This is a genomic window from Aurantiacibacter flavus (assembly GCF_039710615.1).
GTDB lineage: Bacteria > Pseudomonadota > Alphaproteobacteria > Sphingomonadales > Sphingomonadaceae > Alteraurantiacibacter > Alteraurantiacibacter flavus.
Map to the genome: position 1 here is coordinate 443972 of NZ_JBDLBR010000003.1, position 18573 is coordinate 462544.

The window sequence follows — 18573 nt, forward strand, 5'->3', positions numbered from 1 at the left end:
GGCTCTCACACCTTCCCTTGGGTTCGATCAGTACTGTATTAGGAGTATAAGACAGGGCTTTCAAGAATTCCCGCAATTGCTACTCTTGGACCTGCCCGATTTTCCGCGCTATCGGTTGCGAATGCAACCCGAGAGCAAGAGCCCCGACGCAGATAAGGCGAGTGCCGCCGGTTCCGGCCCGGCGTCGAGCCACGGCCCCAGCCTGATGCACGTGTGGGACACGTTCCAGACCTGGTGGCACACCGAGGCCAGCGGCACGGTCGATCAGGCGGCGGTGATCGCCAAGCGGCGCGCCGAATGCGCGCTCACCGCTCGCTACTTGCTGATGGTGAGCATGTCGGCGGGCATTGCGATTCTGGGCCTGCTGCTCAGTTCGCCTGCGGTCGTGATCGGGGCTATGCTGCTCTCCCCGCTGATGGACCCGATAATGGGGGTGGGCTTTTCGCTCGCCATCGGCGACTACAAGTGGCTGCGCCAGTCGGCCAAGAGCCTCGCCATCGGCACCGGCTTTGCCATCATGTTCTGCGCCGTGGTGGTGTTCATGTCGCCCTTGCAGAACGTGACCAGCGAGATCGCCGCGCGCACCCGACCCAACCTGTTCGACTTGCTGGTGGCGATCTTCTCCGCCATCGCGGGCGCCTATGCGATGATCCGCGGGCGCGAGGGCACTATTGTCGGCGTGGCCATTGCCACCGCCTTGATGCCGCCGCTCGCGGTGGTCGGCTTCGGCCTTGCGACTTTCAACTGGACGGTGTTCTCGGGCGCGCTGCTGCTGTTCGTCACCAACCTCACCGCCATCGCGCTCACGGCCACGGCGATGGCGCGGGCCTATGGCTTTTCGTCCAGCCTGTCGGAGCGCGGCTCGCAGTTGCAGAGCGTGGGCATGGTTGTCGCTCTGGTGGTGCTGGCCGTCCCGCTCGGCCTGTCGTTGCAGACCATCGCCTGGGAAACGCAGGCCCAGCGGGTGATCCGCGACGAGATTTCGACCGTTTTCGAAGGCAAGGCGGAGGACGTCGATCCCAAGGTCGAATTTTCCACTGGCGCGGTGCAGGTTTCGGCCACTGTCTATACCAATGAACTGTTCGACCGCGCCGAGGTTGAGGGCAATGCGGCGCGCCAGCTTGAATCGCGACTGGGGCGGCCGGTCTCGGTCACGATCCTGCAAATCCAGAGTGCTGACGCGCGCGAGGCGGAACTCGCGCAACTCGGCGAGAGTCGCCAGCGCGAGGCCGAAAGCCTTGAAACGGCAGGCGTGATCGCCGAGCGGCTGGCCTTGCTGGCAGGAGTCCCGACCGATCAGGTGACGGTCGACCGCGACAACCGCCGCGCCATGGTCCGCGCTCGACCGCTCGATGGCGCGAACCTTGCCGCCTATGCCGAGCTGGAGCGGCGTATCGATGCGACCGAACCGGCTTGGGATATCCGTTTCGAGCCGCCGCCGCTGGCGCTGCCAAGTATCGGCTTTCAGGAGGTGACGACCGATGTCGGCGTGTCGGACACCATGACCAGCGAGGGGCGCAAGGCATTGGCGCTGGTAGAGTGGGCGCAGCGGCGCAAGGGCCTGCCGATCCTTCTGTCCGGCCCCACCGAGGCGGTCGAGGATGTTCGCAAGGCGCTCGCCGACGATGGTGTTGCCGCAAGCACCGAGACGAGCGGCAGCGGTTATGGGACGGTGCGCGTGGAGTGGGATATGGAGCAATAGCGATGTCGAGCGAGATTACCGTCCTCCTGCTGTCTACGCTGCTGCTGCTCGCGCACATCATGCTGGCGATCCGCTTCAAGACAAAGCAGTACGGCACCGACTGGAACATGGGTGCGCGTGACGAGGATCTGCCGCCGCTTAACGACATTGCCGCACGGCTCGAACGCGCGCGCGACAACTTTCTCGAGACTTACCCGATTGCGATCATCGCGCTGCTGGTGGGCGACATTTACGGTCAGGGCTCCAGCCTTATCGGCATGGCAGCATGGGTGTGGCTGGTGGCGCGGGTGATCTATCTGCCGCTCTATTGGGCGGGAGTGCCCAAGGTGCGGACGCTGGTCTGGGGCGTGGGGATGCTGGCCTTGCTGGCCATTATCGTGACGCTGCTGCTCATATAGCGAAGGTCCGTTCGCTCCTCAGGACGAACGGATGTGGGTGCTCAAACCTTCTCGCGGCCCGACTGGGCGAGGCGCTGGCGGGCGGTGTTGCCCGGCACCGCAACCTGCACGCTCGGATCGAACCGCTTGCCCGCGCCCGCACTGCCTTCCTCGCACCAGATATGCACCTCGGTGCGGCTGTAGCCTGAGGGGTAGTAACGGATGCGGTAGCCGTCGGGATGGTCGCTCCAGCGGCCCGAGGGCACGGCTATGCTGCCTTCGCCCATTGGCACCGCGCCGGTCAGCACGGCGATGCTTTCAAGCTCGGAGTAGCTGGCTCCGCCGGCGAGCCCGTTGCGCAGCGCGGCCTCGGCGCGGAATGCGGCGCGCAAGGGGGCGGGGACTTCTCCCACAAGGCTGCTCATCGCGCCCGAAGGCACCAGATCGAGCGCCGAGCGGTTGAGTGTTGCCAGTTGGCGCCGGGTGAGCAGTTGCGCTGCCACCAGCTTGTGCTCGTTGCTCAGGTCCTCGAACTTGGCGCGGGCGAGGATGGCCCAGATAAGTGTCTGGATATCGCGTTGCTCGATCTCCGGGTGCTGCACGGAGTTGCGCAGGATGTCGCGGATCGCCTCTTCGCGCGAGCCCTCCAGCGGTGCGTAAAGATAGCCGTCACCGCCGCCCGGGCCATGCGTGCCAGCGTGGAGGCAATAGCTTTGCGCCACGAACTGCCAATAGCCCGGTTGCAGCACGAAACCGCCTTCGTCCGTGCGTTCGAGCGAGGTCATCGGCGCGGGGGCGAGCGGCGGGTCCACCCCGTCAAGCGAGGGATTGCCCCAGACCGCGTCGGTCAGGTTGGTGGTGATGGGTTCCTCGCCGCCGAACACGCGGTCGAGCCCGATCTCGTTCGTCACCGAGCGCACGAGATTGCCCAGTCCGCCGAACTGCGCCTGCGCCGGAGCTGCTCCCGCGATACCCGCGCCAAGCAGTCCAGCGCCGAATGCGCGCCGCGAAAGACGGTAACTCCTGTCCATCTGCCTCATATCCCTCTCGTGACTAAGATCGCGAAGCGCCTAGCATCGAGAGGGGGAGGGCCGAAAGGGCTAAGCCGCCAGATCGAGCGGCGCGATTTCGCCCGACAGGTACATCTTGCGCGCCTTGGCACGGCTGAGCTTGCCGGACGAAGTGCGCGGGAGGGTGCGCGGCGGCACCAGCTCGACCACGCAGTTCATGCCGGTGATCGCGCGCACCTTGTCGGCGATCTCGTCGCGCAGGCGAACCCGCTCTTCCGGGTCGGACACGCGGCAGTGGACGAGCACGGCAGGGGCTTCCTCGCCGTTCTCGGTCTCGACGGCGAAGGCGGCGATGTCGCCGTGATTGAAGCCGGGAAGCTGCTCCACCGCCCATTCGATATCCTGCGGCCAGTGGTTCTTGCCGTTGATGATGATCATGTCCTTGGCGCGGCCGACGATGAACAGGTAGCCATCGGCCATGTAGCCCATGTCGCCGGTATCGAGCCAGCCATCGACCAGACACTCGTCGGTCGCTTCCTGATTGCGGAAGTAGGAATGCATGACGCTGGGGCCACGGCACCAGACCTTGCCGATCTGGCGATCCTTCTTCGGCTTGCCGTTCTCGCCGCGGATTTCCACGTCCATGTCGGGCAGGGCCTTGCCGCAGTTGACGATGGCGCGATAGCGGGCCGGGCGCGAGAGATCGCGCTTGGTGCCAGAGAGCCGCTCTTCCTCGACCAGCTCGACGCGAATGCCTTCGCCCGGCGGCATCACCGTGACCGCAAGCGTCGCTTCGGCGAGGCCATAGGACGGGGTGAAAGCGCTGGCCTTGAACCCGGCATCGGCAAAAGCGTTGACGAAGTTCTGCATCACGTCGGGCCGGATCATGTCGGCGCCGTTGCCCGCCAGACGCCAGCGTGACAGGTCGAACCGTTCGGCGACGTTGCTTTGGCTGGAAATGCGGCGGGCGCAGATGTCGTAGCCGAAGGTCGGCGAATAGCTGAGCGTGGTGCCGGGATTGCGGCTGATCAGGTCAAGCCAGGCCAGCGGGCGGCGCGCGAAGTGCTCGGTCTTGAGGTAGTCGACACTAACCTGATTGGCGACCAGCGACAGGAAGCAACCGACCAGCCCCATGTCGTGATACCACGGCAGCCAGCTTGCCACGCGATCGTTGAAGCCGATGTCCATCGCGGTGGCATGGCCATAAAGGTTGTGCAGCAGCGCTCTGTGGGTGACGGCGACGCCCTGCGGGAAGCGGGTCGAGCCGGAGGAATACTGCAGATAGCAGATATCTTCGGGATCGGCCTCGGGCAGCTCGGCATCGGGCGCATCGCGCCGGGTGAAGGTATCCCAGTCCATGCCGGCGCAGCCCTGCTTTTCGGCGGCCGCAGCGGTCATCTCGGCGATTTCGGGCGGATAGAGCAAAATCGACGGATCGGCGCTTTCGAGCTGCACCCCGAGCTGATCGATATAGCTGCCCTTGCCGCCGAAGGTGGTCGGCAGCGGCAGCGGCACCGGCCAGGCGCCGGCATAGATGCAGCCGCAGAACAGCGACGCGAATTCGGGCCCGGTCTCAGCGATGAGCGCCACCCGGTCGCCCTTGCCGATGCCCATGGCGATCAGCCGCCGGGCGTGGCCCAGCGCATCCTCGCGCATTTCGCGGTAGGGATAGACGCGTTCCAGCGTGCCGCGCGCATCGTGGAAATTCAGTCCCTTCTCGCTCTGCGCCGCGTAGTCGACGGCTTCGCAGAAGGTCGCAAAGTCGGAACGCCGACGCGGCTGAGCGCAGTCGTTTGGCGTGGGAACAAGCTCGGTCATATTTTCTAAGGGCTACCCTTTTTTGTGTCTCTGCCTGCGCTCTTTTGGCGCTTCCCATATCCAAGAAATACGGCGTCCGACCAAACCGACCCCGCAGCAAATTTTTTCATTTCAGGGCAAGTGTGGCACTAATATGGCGAAATGCGGGATAGTGAACAACCAAATGTTAGGCAAGGCAGGCGAAGAAAGCCGCTCGGTTCGGCGCAACTGCGTGAATTGGCGATGAACTACGTCGCCCGTTTCGCCACATCGAGCGGAAAACTGGAGGCCTACCTGGCGCGCAAATTGCGCGAGCGCGGGTGGGACGAGGACGAAGCGGAGCCGGACATTCCTGCCCTCGTGGCCGATTTTGCCGGTCGCGGCTATGTCGACGACGAGGCCTATGCCCGCACCCGCAGCGAAGGCTTGTTGGCGCGTGGTTATGGCGCGCGGCGGGTGGGCGAGGCCTTGCGGCAGGCGGGCATTGGCGAAAGCCTGCGCGACGCTGCTGCCCCGGGCGAAGCGGCGGCGCGGCGGGCGGCTCTGCGGCTGGCGGAAAAGCGGCGGTTCGGCCCTTTCTCCTTCGAAGAACCTGATCAGGCCCAGCTGCCTGCGATGCGCGAGAAACAGCTTGCAGCCATGCTGCGTGCAGGACATTCCTTCGCCCATGCGCGCCTGCTGGTCGATATGACCAGCCCCGAGAGCGCGCGCGAATGGGCCGAAGAACTGGACGATGATGACGATGCGAATGCGTGAACGAACCATGGCAAAGGCTCTTGCGGCAGGTCTTGGCGCGATGGCGCTGGCGGCCTGTTCTCCTTCGGGTGCCACCGAAAGCGCGCCCGCCAGTGCCGCCGCGCCGCAGGTTCACCCGGAGTCGGGCCTTGCCGTCATTCCGCTCACCGTCACCACCTCGGACGGCACCCGACACGAATTCCGCGTCGAAGTTGCCGCCACCGGGGCCGAGCAGGCGCGCGGGCTGATGTTCCGCACCGAAATGGGCGCGGACGAGGGCATGATCTTCCCACGCGAGGAAAACCCGCGCGAATCGAGCTTCTGGATGCGCAACACCGTGATCCCGCTCGACATCATCTTCATTGGGCCCGACCGGCGCATCCTCAACGTTGCCGCCAATGCCGTGCCCTATTCGGAAGCGCCGATACCCTCGGCCGGTCCCGCAGGCGCGGTGCTCGAACTTAACGGCGGGCGTGCTGCCGAGTTGGGAATCAAGGCGGGCGACAAGGTCGATTGGTAATATTTGTGCGTCGCACGCCCATCCGGGCGCGCGATCCTCGCTAGACGGGCAGCAAGCTGCCCCCGCTGCGGGCGGGCAGTCACCCTTGCGACCCTTCGGGTCGTTTGCTTGACGCTTGGCGGAGCGAACAGAATCGGCTAACCGCGCGAACATGAGCTTCCTCGGCAAGATCTTCACCTGGTGGGACGGCGCCACCATCGGCACCCTCCTGTGGTCCTCGCGCAATGGCGAGCACGTCGGCACCGACGCGCAGGGGAACAAGTATTATCGCTCCAAGCCCAAAGAGGGCCAGCGCGAACGGCGCTGGGTGATCTACGAAGGCACCAACGATGCCAGCCGCGTGCCGAGCGAATGGCATGGCTGGCTGCACCATTCCTACGACGAGCTGCCCGAAAGCCACCTCACCCCGCCGCGCATCTGGGAGGCGGATTACAGCCCCAACGCGACCGGCACCGGCGCTGCCTACCTGCCCGCAGGCGCGCTTCAGCGCGGCGGCAAGCGCGCGCGTGCGACTGGCGACTACGAAGCCTGGACGCCCGAGGCGTGAAAGCCCTCGCGGTCGGCGTGGCCACGCTGACGCTGGCGCTGGCCGCCTGCGGAGGCGAGCCGCCCGCGCCAGAGGCCGAGCAGACCGAGGTCCCCGAAGAACTGCGGCAACCCGCACCCGCTCTGGGCGAAGGAGCGCAGGCAGCCGAAGGGCAAGGCACGCCGATGGCCGAGCGCGTCGCTACGCTTGGCATCGTCAACAAGCGCAATTCGCTCACCCGCGAGATCGAGATGAAGCCGGGCGAGGCGCGCCGGATCGACGATGTGGTGATTCGCCTCTCGGCCTGCGAGAAAACCGCGCCGTGGGAGGATCCGCCCGAAACCGGCGCCTTTGTGCAGGTCAACGTGAACGAGCGGCCCGATGCCGATAGCGAGGCAGTGTGGACGCGGGTGTTCTCGGGCTGGCTGTTCAAGAACTCGCCCGGCCTGAACGTGGTCGAACACCCGATCTATGACGTGTGGGTGAAGGACTGCGCGATGCGCTTCCCGGGCGAGGAAGAGGCGGTGTCCTCCTCCTCCAGCAATTCGCAGTAGGCTTGCGGAAGGGTGAGCCGTGGCGGCTCGACAAAGGCCTGCGCAAGCCGGGCAAGATAGTCCGCCCGCTTTATCTCGACAGCGCCAAGCGAGGCGAGGTGGTCGGTCATGAACTGGCAGTCGAGCAGGCAGTATCCTGCGCGGCGCATCAGCGCCACGAGCCATGCCAGCGCGACCTTCGAGGCGTCGCGCGTGGTGCTGAACATCGATTCGCCGCAGAAGACCCGCTCGATAGCCACGCCATAGAGCCCGCCGACCAGCTCGCCGTCGATCCGGCATTCGACCGAGTGGGCATGGCCGAGCGCGTGGAGATTGGCATAGCTGGCGGCGATGGTCTGGTTGATCCAGGTTTCGGGATGATCGGGCCGGGGCGATGCACAGGCCTCGACCACGGCGGCAAAGTCGGTGTCGACGGTGACGGTGAAACGTCCGGATTTGAGCGCCTTGGCAAGCGAGCGCGAGCAGTGAAATCCGTCGAGCGGCAGGATCGCCCGTTTGCGCGGCTCGACCCAGAATATCTCGGTATCCTCGCGCGAATCGGCCATCGGGAACAGGCCGCTGCGATAGGCCAGCAAAAGCATTTCGGGCGCGATGATCGGAACGTCGGAAGCAGCCATTGCCGGGGCTTTAGCAAGCCCGAACGCGCTCGTCGCTTGCCTTCGTGCAAAAGCCGCTATAGAGGGCCGGCTTGCCCATGCAGGGGTGTAGCTCAGCTGGTAGAGCATCGGTCTCCAAAACCGAGGGCCACGGGTTCGAATCCTGTCACCCCTGCCATTTTCCTTCCGGTTGGCCCGGATGGGCGAACACTTCCCGGCAATTCCCTGTGTCCCTTCCACCGGGCCTTAACCATAAGGCGCTAGCCCGCCCCAATGGACATCGCCGCCTTCCTCAAACGCGCCGACTGGCTCGAAAGCGAGCGGGTGCGCGGCTATGCGGCGATCATGGCGCTGGTCTCGCTGGCGCTGCTGATCGCGTCCTATGTGGATGCGATGGGGCCAGAAGGCACCGACTTCCTCGCATTCTGGGGCGCGGGGCATGTCACCGCCGCAGGCGATCCCGCGCTGGCCTACGACCTTGCCACGCAGGAGCGGGTGCAGACCGCCACCGGCTCGCAAGGCTGGTTCGCCTTCGTCAATCCGCCGCCGTTCCTGTTTATCACCGCCCCGTTCGGCGCACTGCCGTTCCCGCTCGCCTGGGGGCTGTGGGTGGCCGTGACCTTTGCGCTGTGGGCCTTCGCCTCGATCAGGGCCTTCCCGCGCTGCTGGCTCCTCGTGCTGGCCTATCCCGGCGCGCTGATCGCGGCGGGGCACGCCCAGACCGGCCTGCTCACCGGCGCGCTGCTGGTGGGCGCGGTGGCGCTGCTCGACAAGCGACCGATCGCCTCGGGAGCACTGATTGGCGCGCTCATCATCAAGCCGCACCTGGCGTTGCTGCTGCCGTTCTGGCTGGTCGCAGGCGGGCGCTGGAAGGCCTTCATCGCCGCTGGGGCCAGCGCAACCTGTCTGCTGCTGCTGAGTTGGGCTGTGTTCGGCACCCAGACCATGCTCGCCTATACCACCAGCTGGCAGGCGAGCGCGGCGCTGATGGCGGGCAACGATCCCGATTTCTTCCTCCGCATGGCCACGCCCTTCAGCCAGCTGCGGCTCACCATGCCGGCCGGGCTCGCGCTGGCCATCAGCGTGGCGATTGTTTTGGGCCTCATCGCGCTGGTGCTCGCCTCATGGCGTCGTTTCGGTACCGACCCGCTGGCGAGTGGATCGCTCGTGCTAGCGGCCAGCGCGCTCGCTTCTCCTTACCTGTTCAACTACGATTTGCCGTTCCTCATTCTGCCGACCTTGTGGCTGACGCGTGAGGGCTTGGTTCGCGGCTTTCGCGACTGGGAAAAATCCGTGCTGGTGCTACTCTATCTCGCCCCCTACGCCACGCGCGCTGCGGCCTTCCCGATGGGCGTTAACCTTATGCCCGCAGCCTCGCTGCTGCTCCTTGCCATGGTCTGGACGCGCATCAGGAAAGATACTTAGGCAGAACTGCGAGGAAGCACGGCATGATCGCGGGAACGAGTCCGGCGGCAAACACGTTTTGCCAAACAGTCGTCATGCGCGACGGACCATCAGGTGAAGGGGGATCCCATGTTCAGTTTCCTGCGCCGCGATCGCCGCATTCAGCCGCTCGAGGGCCCATCGATGAGCCAGCCGATCTATCGGCATTTCTCGCATGGCCCGATCCAGCCGATGGAGCAGCCGGGACTGTTCGAACGTCTTTTCTCCCGGCGATAGACTGCCTGTTTTCGCCGCCAGTTTGATGAATGGCGGGCAACCGGCAGCCCCAGCAACAATTCAGGTAGCGCACGATAAGCCGTTCCTCACAAGCGACGGATCGAAACGCCCGTTGCCGCATTGTTGATGTGAAGGAGGGAATTTTATGGCTAAACGTATCTACACCAGTAGCCGTCCCGACGCCTGGACGAGCCCGCGTCCTCATCGCGACGCCAGCTTGCGCTATGCCGCGCATGGCCCGATCCGCTCAATGTATGAACCGACTCTGCTCGAACGTCTGCTGCGCTACCTGCGTTTCTGACCGATAACACCGGCCCCGCACAGACTGCGCGGGGCCGGATCATCGCGCGCAATCCGATCAGTATTCGTCGGGCTCTTCTGCGGTGACGGCGGTGTGATCCTTGCCCGCCTTGCGGTGGCCCCTGGCGAGCTGGAACACCACGCCCGACAGCAGCGCCAGAGCCAGCAGGTTGGGCAGCGCCATGGCGGCGTTGGAGATGTCACCCATGCGCCAGACCTCTTCCGAGGGGCGGCTGGCACCGAAGAAGATGCCGATGCACCAGATTACCCGCCAGCCGATGTGCAGCGCCTTCTCGCCCTTGCGGTTCGAGCCGGGCACCCGGTCATAGAGGAAGGTGATCGCCCGCTCGCCGTAGTACGACCAGGTGAGCAGGGTGGTGAACACAAACAGGATCAGCGCCACCGAGGCGATCAGCGTGCCGATCGGAATGCTGGCGATGGAGAAGGGGAAGGCCGCAGCGAAAGCGGAGCTGGTCACGGCAAAACCGGACAGGTCCGATTGCCATGCATGCTCGACCGCTTGGCCGGCATGGGTGAAGTTGCCCTCCACCGTAAGGATGACGAGAGCGGTCATGGTGCAGATCACCACAGTATCGATGAAGGTGCCGAGCATGGCCATGCGGCCCTGCGTTTCGGGATCGTCGGTCTGCGCCACGGCGTGGGCGATCGGGGTGGAGCCTTGCCCGGCCTCGTTCGAGAACAGCCCGCGCGCAACACCAGCACGCAGGGCGATGATGATGGCCGCGCCAGCGAAGCCGCCGGTCGCCGCCTGCGGGTTGAAGGCGCCGTTGAAGATGCGGCCGAAGGTTTCGGGGATGTCCTGAATGTCCAGCATGATCGCCACGAAGGCCATCACCACATAGGTTGCGGCCATGAACGGCACGACCTTCTCCGCCACGTTGCCGATCGACTTGATGCCACCGATGATGACGAGGAAAACCGCCACGGCCACGATTGCGCCGCCGATGGCCTCGTTGATCCCGAAAAGCTCGTTAAGCCCGTCGGCCACCGCGTTCGATTGCACCGCGTTGCCCGTCACCATGGCGGAGAACAGCGTGCCGATACAGAAGATGACCGCCAGCCAGGTGAACTTTGGGCCAAGGCCGATCATGATGTAGCTCATCGGTCCGCCACGATAGACCCCGTCGCTGGTGCGCTCGCGAAAGCGAATCGCCAGAGCGCCTTCCGCAAAGGCGAGCGCCATGCCGATCAGGGCGGTGATCCACATCCAGAAAATGGCGCCCGGCCCGCCCAGGGCAATGGCCGTTGCCACGCCTGCCAGGTTGCCGGTGCCGACCTGTCCGGAAAGCGCGGTCGAGAGCGCGGCGAAGGGACTGATCTCGCCCGCACCCTGGCCCTTGCGGCTCTTGAACAGGCCGGCAAAGGCGCTGCCCAGCTTGACCACGGGATAGAACCGCAGGCCAACCATGATCCACAGGCCGACGCCGAACAGAACGATGACCATCGGCGGGAAGGGCAGCACCTCCTCGCCATTCCACAAACCGGCCCAGATGAAATCGGATACGTTGGTAACGTGATCAAGGAACGTCGGTTCCTGTGGCGAAATCATCATATATTTGGCCCCATGTGTTGATTTTTGAACCCGGACGCTAACAATTGGCCGCCATGCTGGCCAGACCTAATCTTCCATGGCACCGGACTTCGCCGGAATCCTGCGTGCGGCGCGTGATTGTGCGGCCAAAGCTTGCGTTTGTTGCCCATCCGTCTTACATGCTCACCCGCTTTCCGACATCGGAATTTTTCGCTGCCCCTCCCGGACTTGTCCGGGGCGGCGATGATCCCTACCCGGAAGTGACTATATTTTTTGCAGGCTAACAGCAGGCGAGCAATGGCTGAACAGACGAAGAAGAAGACCTCTCCCGGCGAGTTTTTCCGCCAGGTGCGCGCGGAGACCAACAAGGTGGTCTGGCCGAGCCGCGAGGAAACGGTGCGGACCTCGATCTTCGTCTTCATCCTGACAGCGATCCTCTCGCTGTTCTTCCTCGGCGTCGATTCGTTGTTCGGTGCCGCGGTGCGCTGGCTGCTCACGCTGATCTGACCTGCCTCACCGAGACGAAAGAGACTGACATGGCTGCCCGCTGGTACATCATCCACGCTTATTCCGGTTTCGAGAACAAGGTGCGCGATTCGATCCTCGCCGAGGCCGAACGGCTGGGCCTTTCCGAAGGCGTGGAAGAGGTCGAAGTGCCGACCGAGACCGTGACCGAGATCAAGCGCGGCAAGAAGGTCCAGACCGAGCGCAAGTTCATGCCCGGCTACGTGCTGGCCAAGCTCAACATGACAGACGACGTCTATCACCTCGTCAAGAACACTCCGAAGGTGACCGGCTTCCTCGGCAACAACAACAAGCCGCAGGCTATCTCCGAGAAGGAAGCCGCGCGCTACTTCGGCGGGGTGGAAGAGGCCAAGGCCGCGCCCAAGCAGGAAGTCCACATCGACTACGAGATCGGCGATCAGGTCAAGGTCAACGCCGGCCCCTTCGCCAGCTTCAACGGCATCGTGGAAGAGCTCGATTTCGAGAAGGCCAAGGTCAAGGTTTCGGTCTCGATCTTCGGCCGCGCAACCCCGGTGGAACTGGGCTTCGACGAGGTCGAGCTGGTCAAGTAAGCCAGCGGCGAATTTGCACGCCAATCCGCCTTGCGGTGCAGCATTGCTGCGCCGGGTAGGCTGATCGCGTGAAAATTTCTCCGACAATTGTTCAGCGCTTATCCTATGCTGGCGGTATCATTCCGATCAGCAAGCAAAGGTGCGCGCCCATGTCTGACACGAATCCTCTCCTTGTCGCAGCCTTAGCGCTTGGCGCTCTGGCCGTGCCGCTTCCGGCGCAGGCCGAGGCCAGCCCCGAACTCAAGGCCGAGGTGATCGCTGCCGTAGAGGCGCAGCGCAAAGACATCCAGGTGATGGTCGACACGGTCTTCGCCTTTGCCGAACCCGGCTTCCAGGAAGTCCGCACCAGCGAATATCTGAGCGGCATTCTGGAGGAGAACGGCTTTACGGTGGAACGTGGGGTCGCTGGCATTCCTACCGCATTCACCGCCACCTGGACGCACGGCAGCGGCGGCCCCAAGATCGCGCTCGGCAGCGACATCGACGACCTGCTCGGCCTGTCGCAGATGCCGGGCGTGCCGGATATCCGTCCGATCGTCGAAGGCGCGCCCGGCCATGGTGAGGGGCATAACAGCGGCATGCCGATGATGATCGCCGCCGCGCTCGCTGCCAAGCAGGTGATGGAGGCGCACGATATCGATGGCACCCTGATGCTGTGGCCGGGCGTTGCCGAGGAACTGCTGGCAACCAAGGCCTACTATGTGCGGGCAGGCATGTTCGACGGGGTCGATGCTTCGATCTTCTCGCACGTTTCGAATGCGCTCACCACCGGCTATGGCAACCTCGGCCTTAATGGCATGATTTCGGTTGAATACACCTTCCACGGCAAGCCTGCGCACTCCGCCGGCATGCCGTGGGACGGGCGCAGCGCGCTCGATGCGGTGACGGCGATGGACGTCATGTGGAACATGCGCCGCGAGCACCTGCCGGTCACGCAGCGCTCGCACTCGATCGTCACCAACGGCGGCAACCAGCCGAACATCGTCCCCGAGACGGCCTCGGCCTGGTACTTCTTCCGCGACAACACCTTCGCCAATGTGCGCACGCTTTATGAGACTGGCAACACCATCGCCGACGCTGCCGCGCTGGGCACGGGCACCACGGTTGCGCGCCGGGTGCGCGGCTATGCGGCGCCCAATTTCGGCAACAAGCCGCTGGCCGAGGCCGCCTATGCCAATATAGAGGCGGTGGGCATGCCCGCATGGACCGAGGCCGACCAGACCTTCGCCCGCCGGGTGCAGGAGGCCAACGAGTTGCGCGTCGCGCCGCTTTCGACCGAGGTCGGCCCGCTGTCCACGCCCGAACTGCGCGGCGGGCGCAATTTCGGCGCGTCGGACGATATCGGCGACGTGATGTGGACCGTGCCGACGATCACCATCGGCTACCCCGCGAACATACCCAATGTTATCGGCCACCACCAGACTGCGGCCATGGCCATGGCGACCCCGATTGCGCACAAGGGCGTGGAGGCAGGCGCCAAGGTCGCCGCGATGACCGTGCTCGATATCGCCACCACCCCGGAGTTGGTCACCGACGCATGGACCTACTTCAACGAGGTGCAGGCCGCCGAGGACACGTACGATCCGCTGCTGGCTCCGGAAGACATGCCAACCATCGAGATGAACAAGAAGCTGATGGACGAGCTGCGCCCCGAGATGGAGCCTTACTACTACGATCCCTCGCGGTTCGATTCGTACCTCGAACAGCTCGGCGTCGACTATCCGGGCAGCGACTAGGGCCTGATCAGGCCCACCGCCTGCGCATAGCCGAGGCTGAGCATCACGGTGTCGATGGCGGCATGGCCGATCACGCCTGCCCAGATCGCGCCGCCTGCCATGCGCCGGATCAGGCCGAACCACAGCCCGATGAGGCCGGTAATCACCACGCCCGCTGCGCCCTGATAGGCGTGGGCGAGCCCGAACACGGCCGCCTGCGCCACCAGCACGGCGGCGGGCGAACGGGTAAGTCCGGGCAGGCGGGTGAGGCGGTCCATCAGGAACCCGCGCCACAGCACCTCTTCGCCGAACCCCGCGCCGAGCCATGCGACAAGCACGATCCACATGGCGAGGTGCGCGGGGCTCTGGGTGGCGAGCGCGATGGTCTCGCCCACGGCGGGCGCGGTAAATCCGAGCAATCGCGCCGCAGCGCCGCCGACAGAAAAGATCGCAAAGGTGCCGCCAGCCGCGAGCGCCGCCAGCGCCAGCGTGCGCGGCCAGCTCGCCACCCGCACCAGGCCGAGTGCATGTGCGAACTCGCCCGAGCGGCGCAGGATTAGCCAGGCTGCGCCGACCCCGCCGAGCATTCCGGCCGGGCTCGACAGTGCCAGTCCGGCCGATGTTTGTCCGAGCGCCAGCACCGGCACGGTCGAGGCGGCGACATAGGCCAGTGCTACGCCCACAAGCTGGAGCAGCAGCCGGAAAGGCCCGGTGCGGGCAGGCGGGGTGGTCATTTTGCCGGTCATCGCCTAATCATAAGGGCGCGCGGGTTAGGCGCGAGTTAAGCGCGCGGGATACCACAGCGCTTGCAATCGCCACCGATTTCGCTATGCGCACGCGATCCCGAAAGGGTGCTTCGCGCGGGAGGTGGCTCAGCCACCGTTTGACCGCTTACCATGAAGGTGCGCCGCAAGGCACGCCTGACAGTGAGAAAAAGGAGGCCACCATGGCCAAGAAAATCGAAGGTTACATCAACCTTCAGGTGCCTGCCGGCGCTGCCAACCCCTCGCCGCCGATCGGCCCGGCGTTGGGTCAGCGCGGTGTCAACATCATGGAATTCTGCAAGGCGTTCAACGCCGCGACCGACAGCCTCGAAAAGGGCATGCCGATCCCGACGAAGATCACCGTCTATGCCGACCGTTCCTTCACCTTCATCACCAAGACCCCGCCCGCCAGCTTCCTGCTGAAGAAGGCCGCGAACCTGAAGTCGGGTTCGAAGGAGCCGGGCAAGGCTGTGGCTGGCAAGGTCACCGTCTCGCAGATCAAGGAAATCGCGGAGACCAAGATGAAGGATCTCAACGCGAACGACATCGATCAGGCCATGAAGATCATCGCGGGCTCGGCCCGTTCGATGGGCCTCGACGTGGTGGAGGGCTAAGCACATGGCCAAGCAGACCAAGAAGCAGCAGACCGTCGCCAAGCTCGACGCCGAAAAGCTCTACACCGTTTCCGAAGCGCTTTCCGTGCTGCGTGAACACAAGGGCAAGTTCGACGAGACCGTCGAAGTTGCCATGAACCTCGGCGTCGATCCGCGCCACGCCGACCAGATGGTCCGAGGCATGATCTCGCTGCCCTCGGGCACCGGCAAGACCGCCAAGGTCGCGGTGTTCGCGCGCGGTGACAATGCCGAGAAGGCGCTGGCCGCCGGTGCCGACAAGGTCGGAGCGGAAGACTTGATGGAAGACATGCAGAACGGCAACCTCGACTATGACCGCGTGATCGCCACGCCGGACATGATGGGCGTTGTCGGTCGTCTCGGTAAGGTGCTGGGCCCCAAGGGCCTGATGCCGAACCCGAAGCTCGGCACCGTGACCCCGAACGTGGAGCAGGCCGTGAAGGACGCCAAGGGCGGCCAGGTTGAGTTCCGCGTCGAGAAGCAGGGCATCATCCACTCCGGCATCGGCAAGCTGAGCTTCGACGACGACGCTCTGAAGGCGAACTTCGAAGCGCTGACCCAGGCAGTGGTCAAGGCCAAGCCGTCAGGCGCCAAGGGCAAGTATGTGCGCAAGGTCTCGCTGACCAGCACGATGGGCCCGGGCCTGAAGGTCGATCTCGCCGAGATCGAAGGCGCCTAAGCCTGGCTTATTACCGCCTCGCTATTGAGCGGGCTGACAGCAAAGGGCCGGCGGTGCGAACCGCCGGCCCTTTTGTTATGCGCCGCTCGCGGGGCGCTCAGATGCCGCCCATGGTGCAAGGGTAGCCTGCCGCTTCGAGCGCCTCGGCCAGCTCCTGCGACGCTGTGCGCAGCACCTCTGCATCGGTCGAGCGGATGACGAAGTTCGCCCCCGTGCGGCCCTCACGGAAGAAGGGATAGCTGCCGATCTGGATAGCCTCGTGCGCCTTCTCGATGCGGCGCAGGATCTGGGCGACCTCGCTTTCCGCCACCCAGCTTCCCAGCGTCTCGCTCAGCAGCACTTTGCCGCCTTCGAGTGTGCCGGTGAGTGCATCGAGCATCTGCGCGGTGATCGTGGGTACGCCGGCCATGATATGGACATTGCCCCACTTGATGCCCGGCGCCGCCGACATCCGGTTCGGGATCAGGCTCGCGCCCTCGGGCACGCGCGCCATGCGCAGCCTAGCCTCGGTGAGGCCGCCAGGCTTATCGGCGTAGTAGTCCTCCAGAATCGCGCGTGCCTCAGGGTGGACCACCACCGGCACACCCAGCGCCTGCGCCACGGCATCGACCGTGATGTCGTCATGCGTGGGGCCGATCCCGCCGGTGGTGAACAGATAGTCGTAGCTGGCGCGCAGCGCGTTCACCGCCGCGACGATAGCGTCCATATTGTCCGAAACCACGCGCGCTTCGGTGAGGCGAATGCCCTGCACCTGCAGCCAGCTGGCGATCTGGGCGATGTTCTTGTCGTGCGTGCGGCCCGAAAGGATTTCGTCGCCGATAACCAGCAGGCCGGCGGTCCAGATACGGTCTTGGCTGCTCACTGGGCGGGCTCCTCGGTTGGGGCAGGACTGGTGAAGCGCAAAATGCCGTCAGCCACCGGGCGGCTGCGGAAGTCGCGCGCATCCTCATAGTAGTCGTGGTTCAGGCGCCAAGGCAATTCGGCTGCGCTTTTGGGCATCTGCGATCGGGCGCGCTGGAGATAGCCCGAGGTGTAGTCGAACGGCGCGACCGGCTCGGGTTCGTCCTCGGGCAGCAGTTCTGGCGTGGCCACGCTGGTGCCGGTGCGGCGCATGTGGGCGACCGCTTCGGCGGCGAAGCGGGCATTGTTGTCGGCGCGCAGGGTCCAGCTGGCGTTGAGATAGCCGAACACCACCGACAGGTTGGGCACGTTCGAAAACATCGTGCCGCGATAGAAATAGCGCTGCGTGAAGTCGACCGGCTGGCCGCCCATCGACACCGCGGCCTTGCCCGCCAGCACCAGCCGGAGCCCGGTGGCCGTCACCACGATATCGGCGGGCAAATAGGCCCCCGAGGTGAGCCTGACGCCGCCTTCGTCGAACCCGGCCACGGTATCGGTGACGAGCTTCGCCTTCCCGCTCTTCACCGCCGCGAACAGGTCGCCATCGGGCACGAGGCAGAGTCGCTGCTGCCAGGGGGTGTAGGGCGGCTCGAAGTGTTTGGGATCGTAGGCCGGCCCGAGCTGCTGCTTGAGCATCTTGCGCAGCATGCTCGCCGCTCTCGCCGGATTGCGCCGCGACAGGCCGAAGAAATAGGCGTTAAGTGCGATATTCTTCTGTCGGATCAGCCAACTGGCCCAGCGCTCGGGCAAAATGCGTTGGAGCAGCATGCCGAATTGGTCCTGCCGAGGGGCGGCGGTCATCCATGTCGGGGTGCGCTGGAGCATCGTTACATGCGCTGCTGTTTCGGCCATGGCGGGCACGATGGTCACGGCCGTCGCGCCCGAGCCGATCACCACCACCCGTTTGCCCGCATAGTCGAGATCGTCGGGCCAGAACTGCGGGTGAACCACCGCGCCGCCGAATGCGCCGAGGCCCGGAAGCTCGGCATCGTGGGGGGTGTCGTAGTCGTAGTAACCGCTCGCGAAATAGAGCCAGCGACAGGTGACGATCTGTGTCCTGCCATCGCTCAGCCGCGCGGTGACGCGCCACAGCGCCTTGGCCGCGTCCCAGTCGGCGGAAAGCACCTCGCGGTCGAAATAGATATTGCCGATGATCCCGCGCTCCTCGGCCACCTGTTCGAGATAGGCGAGGATGGCGGGGCCGTCGGCGATGGCGTTCTCGTCGCGCCATGGGGCGAAAGAGAAGCCGAGGGTGTGCATGTCGCTATCCGAGCGCACGCCCGGATAGCGGAACAGGTCCCAGGTGCCGCCGATGGCCTGCCGCCGTTCGAAAACGGCATAGCTCGCTTCGGGGCAGATCATGCCCAGGTGCGCGGCCATCGAAATGCCCGAAATCCCGGCTCCGACAATCAGGACGTCGAAATCGGGTTCGGTCATTCAGAACCTTTCGGAAGGCAG

General features: G+C 64.9%; 21 protein-coding genes and 1 tRNA gene. 15 read left to right on the top strand and 7 right to left on the bottom strand.

The annotated features are described in order from the left end of the window. The first annotated feature begins 76 nt into the window (after positions 1-76). The gene (locus ABDJ38_RS11250) at positions 77-1702 is read left to right on the top strand and encodes a TIGR00341 family protein (protein WP_346785188.1); all 1626 of its coding nucleotides are present in this window, start codon (positions 77-79) and stop codon (positions 1700-1702) included. 2 nt (positions 1703-1704) lie between these two features. Next, positions 1705-2100, top strand: coding sequence for an MAPEG family protein (locus ABDJ38_RS11255; RefSeq protein ID WP_346785189.1), 396 nt, complete (start codon positions 1705-1707; stop codon positions 2098-2100). 41 nt (positions 2101-2141) lie between these two features. Here ABDJ38_RS11255 and ABDJ38_RS11260 read toward each other — a convergent pair whose 3' ends face one another. Both ABDJ38_RS11260 and ABDJ38_RS11265 read right to left on the bottom strand, forming a co-directional pair. After that, entirely contained in the window at positions 2142-3110 is a 969-nt protein-coding gene (locus ABDJ38_RS11260) for a hypothetical protein (protein WP_346785190.1), read from the bottom strand. 69 nt (positions 3111-3179) lie between these two features. After that, positions 3180-4907, bottom strand: a complete 1728-nt coding sequence (locus ABDJ38_RS11265; protein ID WP_346785191.1) for a fatty acyl-AMP ligase — start codon at positions 4905-4907, stop codon at positions 3180-3182. Positions 4908-5129: 222 nt separating this feature from the next. Here ABDJ38_RS11265 and ABDJ38_RS11270 point away from each other — a divergent pair, with 222 nt between their 5' ends. The 4 genes from ABDJ38_RS11270 to ABDJ38_RS11285 all read left to right on the top strand — a co-directional run bounded on the left by ABDJ38_RS11270 (position 5130) and on the right by ABDJ38_RS11285 (position 7221). Further along, on the top strand, positions 5130-5642 hold the full coding sequence (locus tag ABDJ38_RS11270) for a regulatory protein RecX (RefSeq protein ID WP_346785192.1): 513 nt from the start codon (positions 5130-5132) through the stop codon (positions 5640-5642). A 7-nt stretch (positions 5643-5649) separates the two neighbouring features. After that, positions 5650-6141 (top strand): DUF192 domain-containing protein, encoded by a 492-nt coding sequence (locus ABDJ38_RS11275; protein WP_346785193.1) that lies wholly within the window; start codon positions 5650-5652, stop codon positions 6139-6141. Positions 6142-6292: 151 nt separating this feature from the next. After that, positions 6293-6688, top strand: a complete 396-nt coding sequence (locus tag ABDJ38_RS11280; RefSeq protein ID WP_346785194.1) for an NADH:ubiquinone oxidoreductase subunit NDUFA12 — start codon at positions 6293-6295, stop codon at positions 6686-6688. Further along, complete coding sequence (locus ABDJ38_RS11285; RefSeq protein ID WP_346785195.1) at positions 6685-7221, top strand: DUF2155 domain-containing protein; 537 nt, start codon at positions 6685-6687, stop codon at positions 7219-7221. Before ABDJ38_RS11280 ends, ABDJ38_RS11285 begins: the two co-directional genes overlap by 4 nt. Here ABDJ38_RS11285 and aat read toward each other — a convergent pair. Next, complete coding sequence (aat, locus tag ABDJ38_RS11290; protein ID WP_346785196.1) at positions 7137-7838, bottom strand: leucyl/phenylalanyl-tRNA--protein transferase; 702 nt, start codon at positions 7836-7838, stop codon at positions 7137-7139. The two genes, ABDJ38_RS11285 and aat, sit on opposite strands and share 85 nt — an antisense overlap. An 81-nt stretch (positions 7839-7919) precedes the next feature. Between aat and ABDJ38_RS11295 the strand changes: the two genes are divergently transcribed. The 4 genes from ABDJ38_RS11295 to ABDJ38_RS11310 all read left to right on the top strand — a co-directional run bounded on the left by ABDJ38_RS11295 (position 7920) and on the right by ABDJ38_RS11310 (position 9798). After that, a tRNA-Trp gene (locus ABDJ38_RS11295) sits at positions 7920-7995 on the top strand. Between the two features lie 95 nt (positions 7996-8090). Next, positions 8091-9242 carry a glycosyltransferase family 87 protein gene (locus ABDJ38_RS11300; RefSeq protein WP_346785197.1) on the top strand — a complete coding sequence of 384 codons (1152 nt, stop codon included), beginning with the start codon at positions 8091-8093 and terminating at the stop codon, positions 9240-9242. Between the two features lie 108 nt (positions 9243-9350). Beyond that, complete coding sequence (locus ABDJ38_RS11305) at positions 9351-9497, top strand: hypothetical protein (RefSeq protein ID WP_346785198.1); 147 nt, start codon at positions 9351-9353, stop codon at positions 9495-9497. Positions 9498-9642: 145 nt separating this feature from the next. Beyond that, the gene (locus ABDJ38_RS11310) at positions 9643-9798 is read left to right on the top strand and encodes a hypothetical protein (protein ID WP_346785199.1); all 156 of its coding nucleotides are present in this window, start codon (positions 9643-9645) and stop codon (positions 9796-9798) included. A 57-nt stretch (positions 9799-9855) separates the two neighbouring features. Here ABDJ38_RS11310 and ABDJ38_RS11315 read toward each other — a convergent pair whose 3' ends face one another. Continuing rightward, positions 9856-11370 (bottom strand): alanine/glycine:cation symporter family protein, encoded by a 1515-nt coding sequence (locus ABDJ38_RS11315; protein ID WP_346785200.1) that lies wholly within the window; start codon positions 11368-11370, stop codon positions 9856-9858. A gap of 276 nt (positions 11371-11646) precedes the next feature. Here ABDJ38_RS11315 and secE point away from each other — a divergent pair, with 276 nt between their 5' ends. From secE to ABDJ38_RS11330, 3 genes are all read left to right on the top strand, one after another. Further along, on the top strand, positions 11647-11856 hold the full coding sequence (gene secE, locus ABDJ38_RS11320) for a preprotein translocase subunit SecE (protein WP_346785201.1): 210 nt from the start codon (positions 11647-11649) through the stop codon (positions 11854-11856). 29 nt (positions 11857-11885) lie between these two features. Next, a complete protein-coding gene (nusG, locus tag ABDJ38_RS11325; RefSeq protein ID WP_346785202.1) occupies positions 11886-12425 on the top strand; it encodes a transcription termination/antitermination protein NusG in 540 nt (179 codons plus the stop codon). 149 nt (positions 12426-12574) lie between these two features. Next, on the top strand, positions 12575-14161 hold the full coding sequence (locus ABDJ38_RS11330; protein WP_346785203.1) for an amidohydrolase: 1587 nt from the start codon (positions 12575-12577) through the stop codon (positions 14159-14161). Here the strand turns inward: ABDJ38_RS11330 and ABDJ38_RS11335 are convergent. Continuing rightward, a complete protein-coding gene (locus ABDJ38_RS11335) occupies positions 14158-14886 on the bottom strand; it encodes a CPBP family intramembrane glutamic endopeptidase (protein ID WP_346785204.1) in 729 nt (242 codons plus the stop codon). The two genes, ABDJ38_RS11330 and ABDJ38_RS11335, sit on opposite strands and share 4 nt — an antisense overlap. 200 nt (positions 14887-15086) lie before the next feature. Between ABDJ38_RS11335 and rplK the strand changes: the two genes are divergently transcribed. Both rplK and rplA read left to right on the top strand, forming a co-directional pair. Beyond that, complete coding sequence (gene rplK / locus ABDJ38_RS11340) at positions 15087-15518, top strand: 50S ribosomal protein L11 (RefSeq protein ID WP_346785205.1); 432 nt, start codon at positions 15087-15089, stop codon at positions 15516-15518. Positions 15519-15522: 4 nt separating this feature from the next. Further along, positions 15523-16215 carry a 50S ribosomal protein L1 gene (gene rplA, locus ABDJ38_RS11345; protein ID WP_346785206.1) on the top strand — a complete coding sequence of 231 codons (693 nt, stop codon included), beginning with the start codon at positions 15523-15525 and terminating at the stop codon, positions 16213-16215. 97 nt (positions 16216-16312) lie between these two features. Here the strand turns inward: rplA and ABDJ38_RS11350 are convergent, their stop codons facing one another. Together ABDJ38_RS11350 and ABDJ38_RS11355 are read right to left on the bottom strand one after the other, a co-directional pair. Further along, complete coding sequence (locus ABDJ38_RS11350; RefSeq protein ID WP_346785207.1) at positions 16313-17077, bottom strand: competence/damage-inducible protein A; 765 nt, start codon at positions 17075-17077, stop codon at positions 16313-16315. Beyond that, on the bottom strand, positions 17074-18552 hold the full coding sequence (locus tag ABDJ38_RS11355; protein ID WP_346785208.1) for a flavin-containing monooxygenase: 1479 nt from the start codon (positions 18550-18552) through the stop codon (positions 17074-17076). The genes ABDJ38_RS11350 and ABDJ38_RS11355 overlap by 4 nt, the downstream gene beginning before the upstream one ends. Positions 18553-18573: the final 21 nt, after the last annotated feature.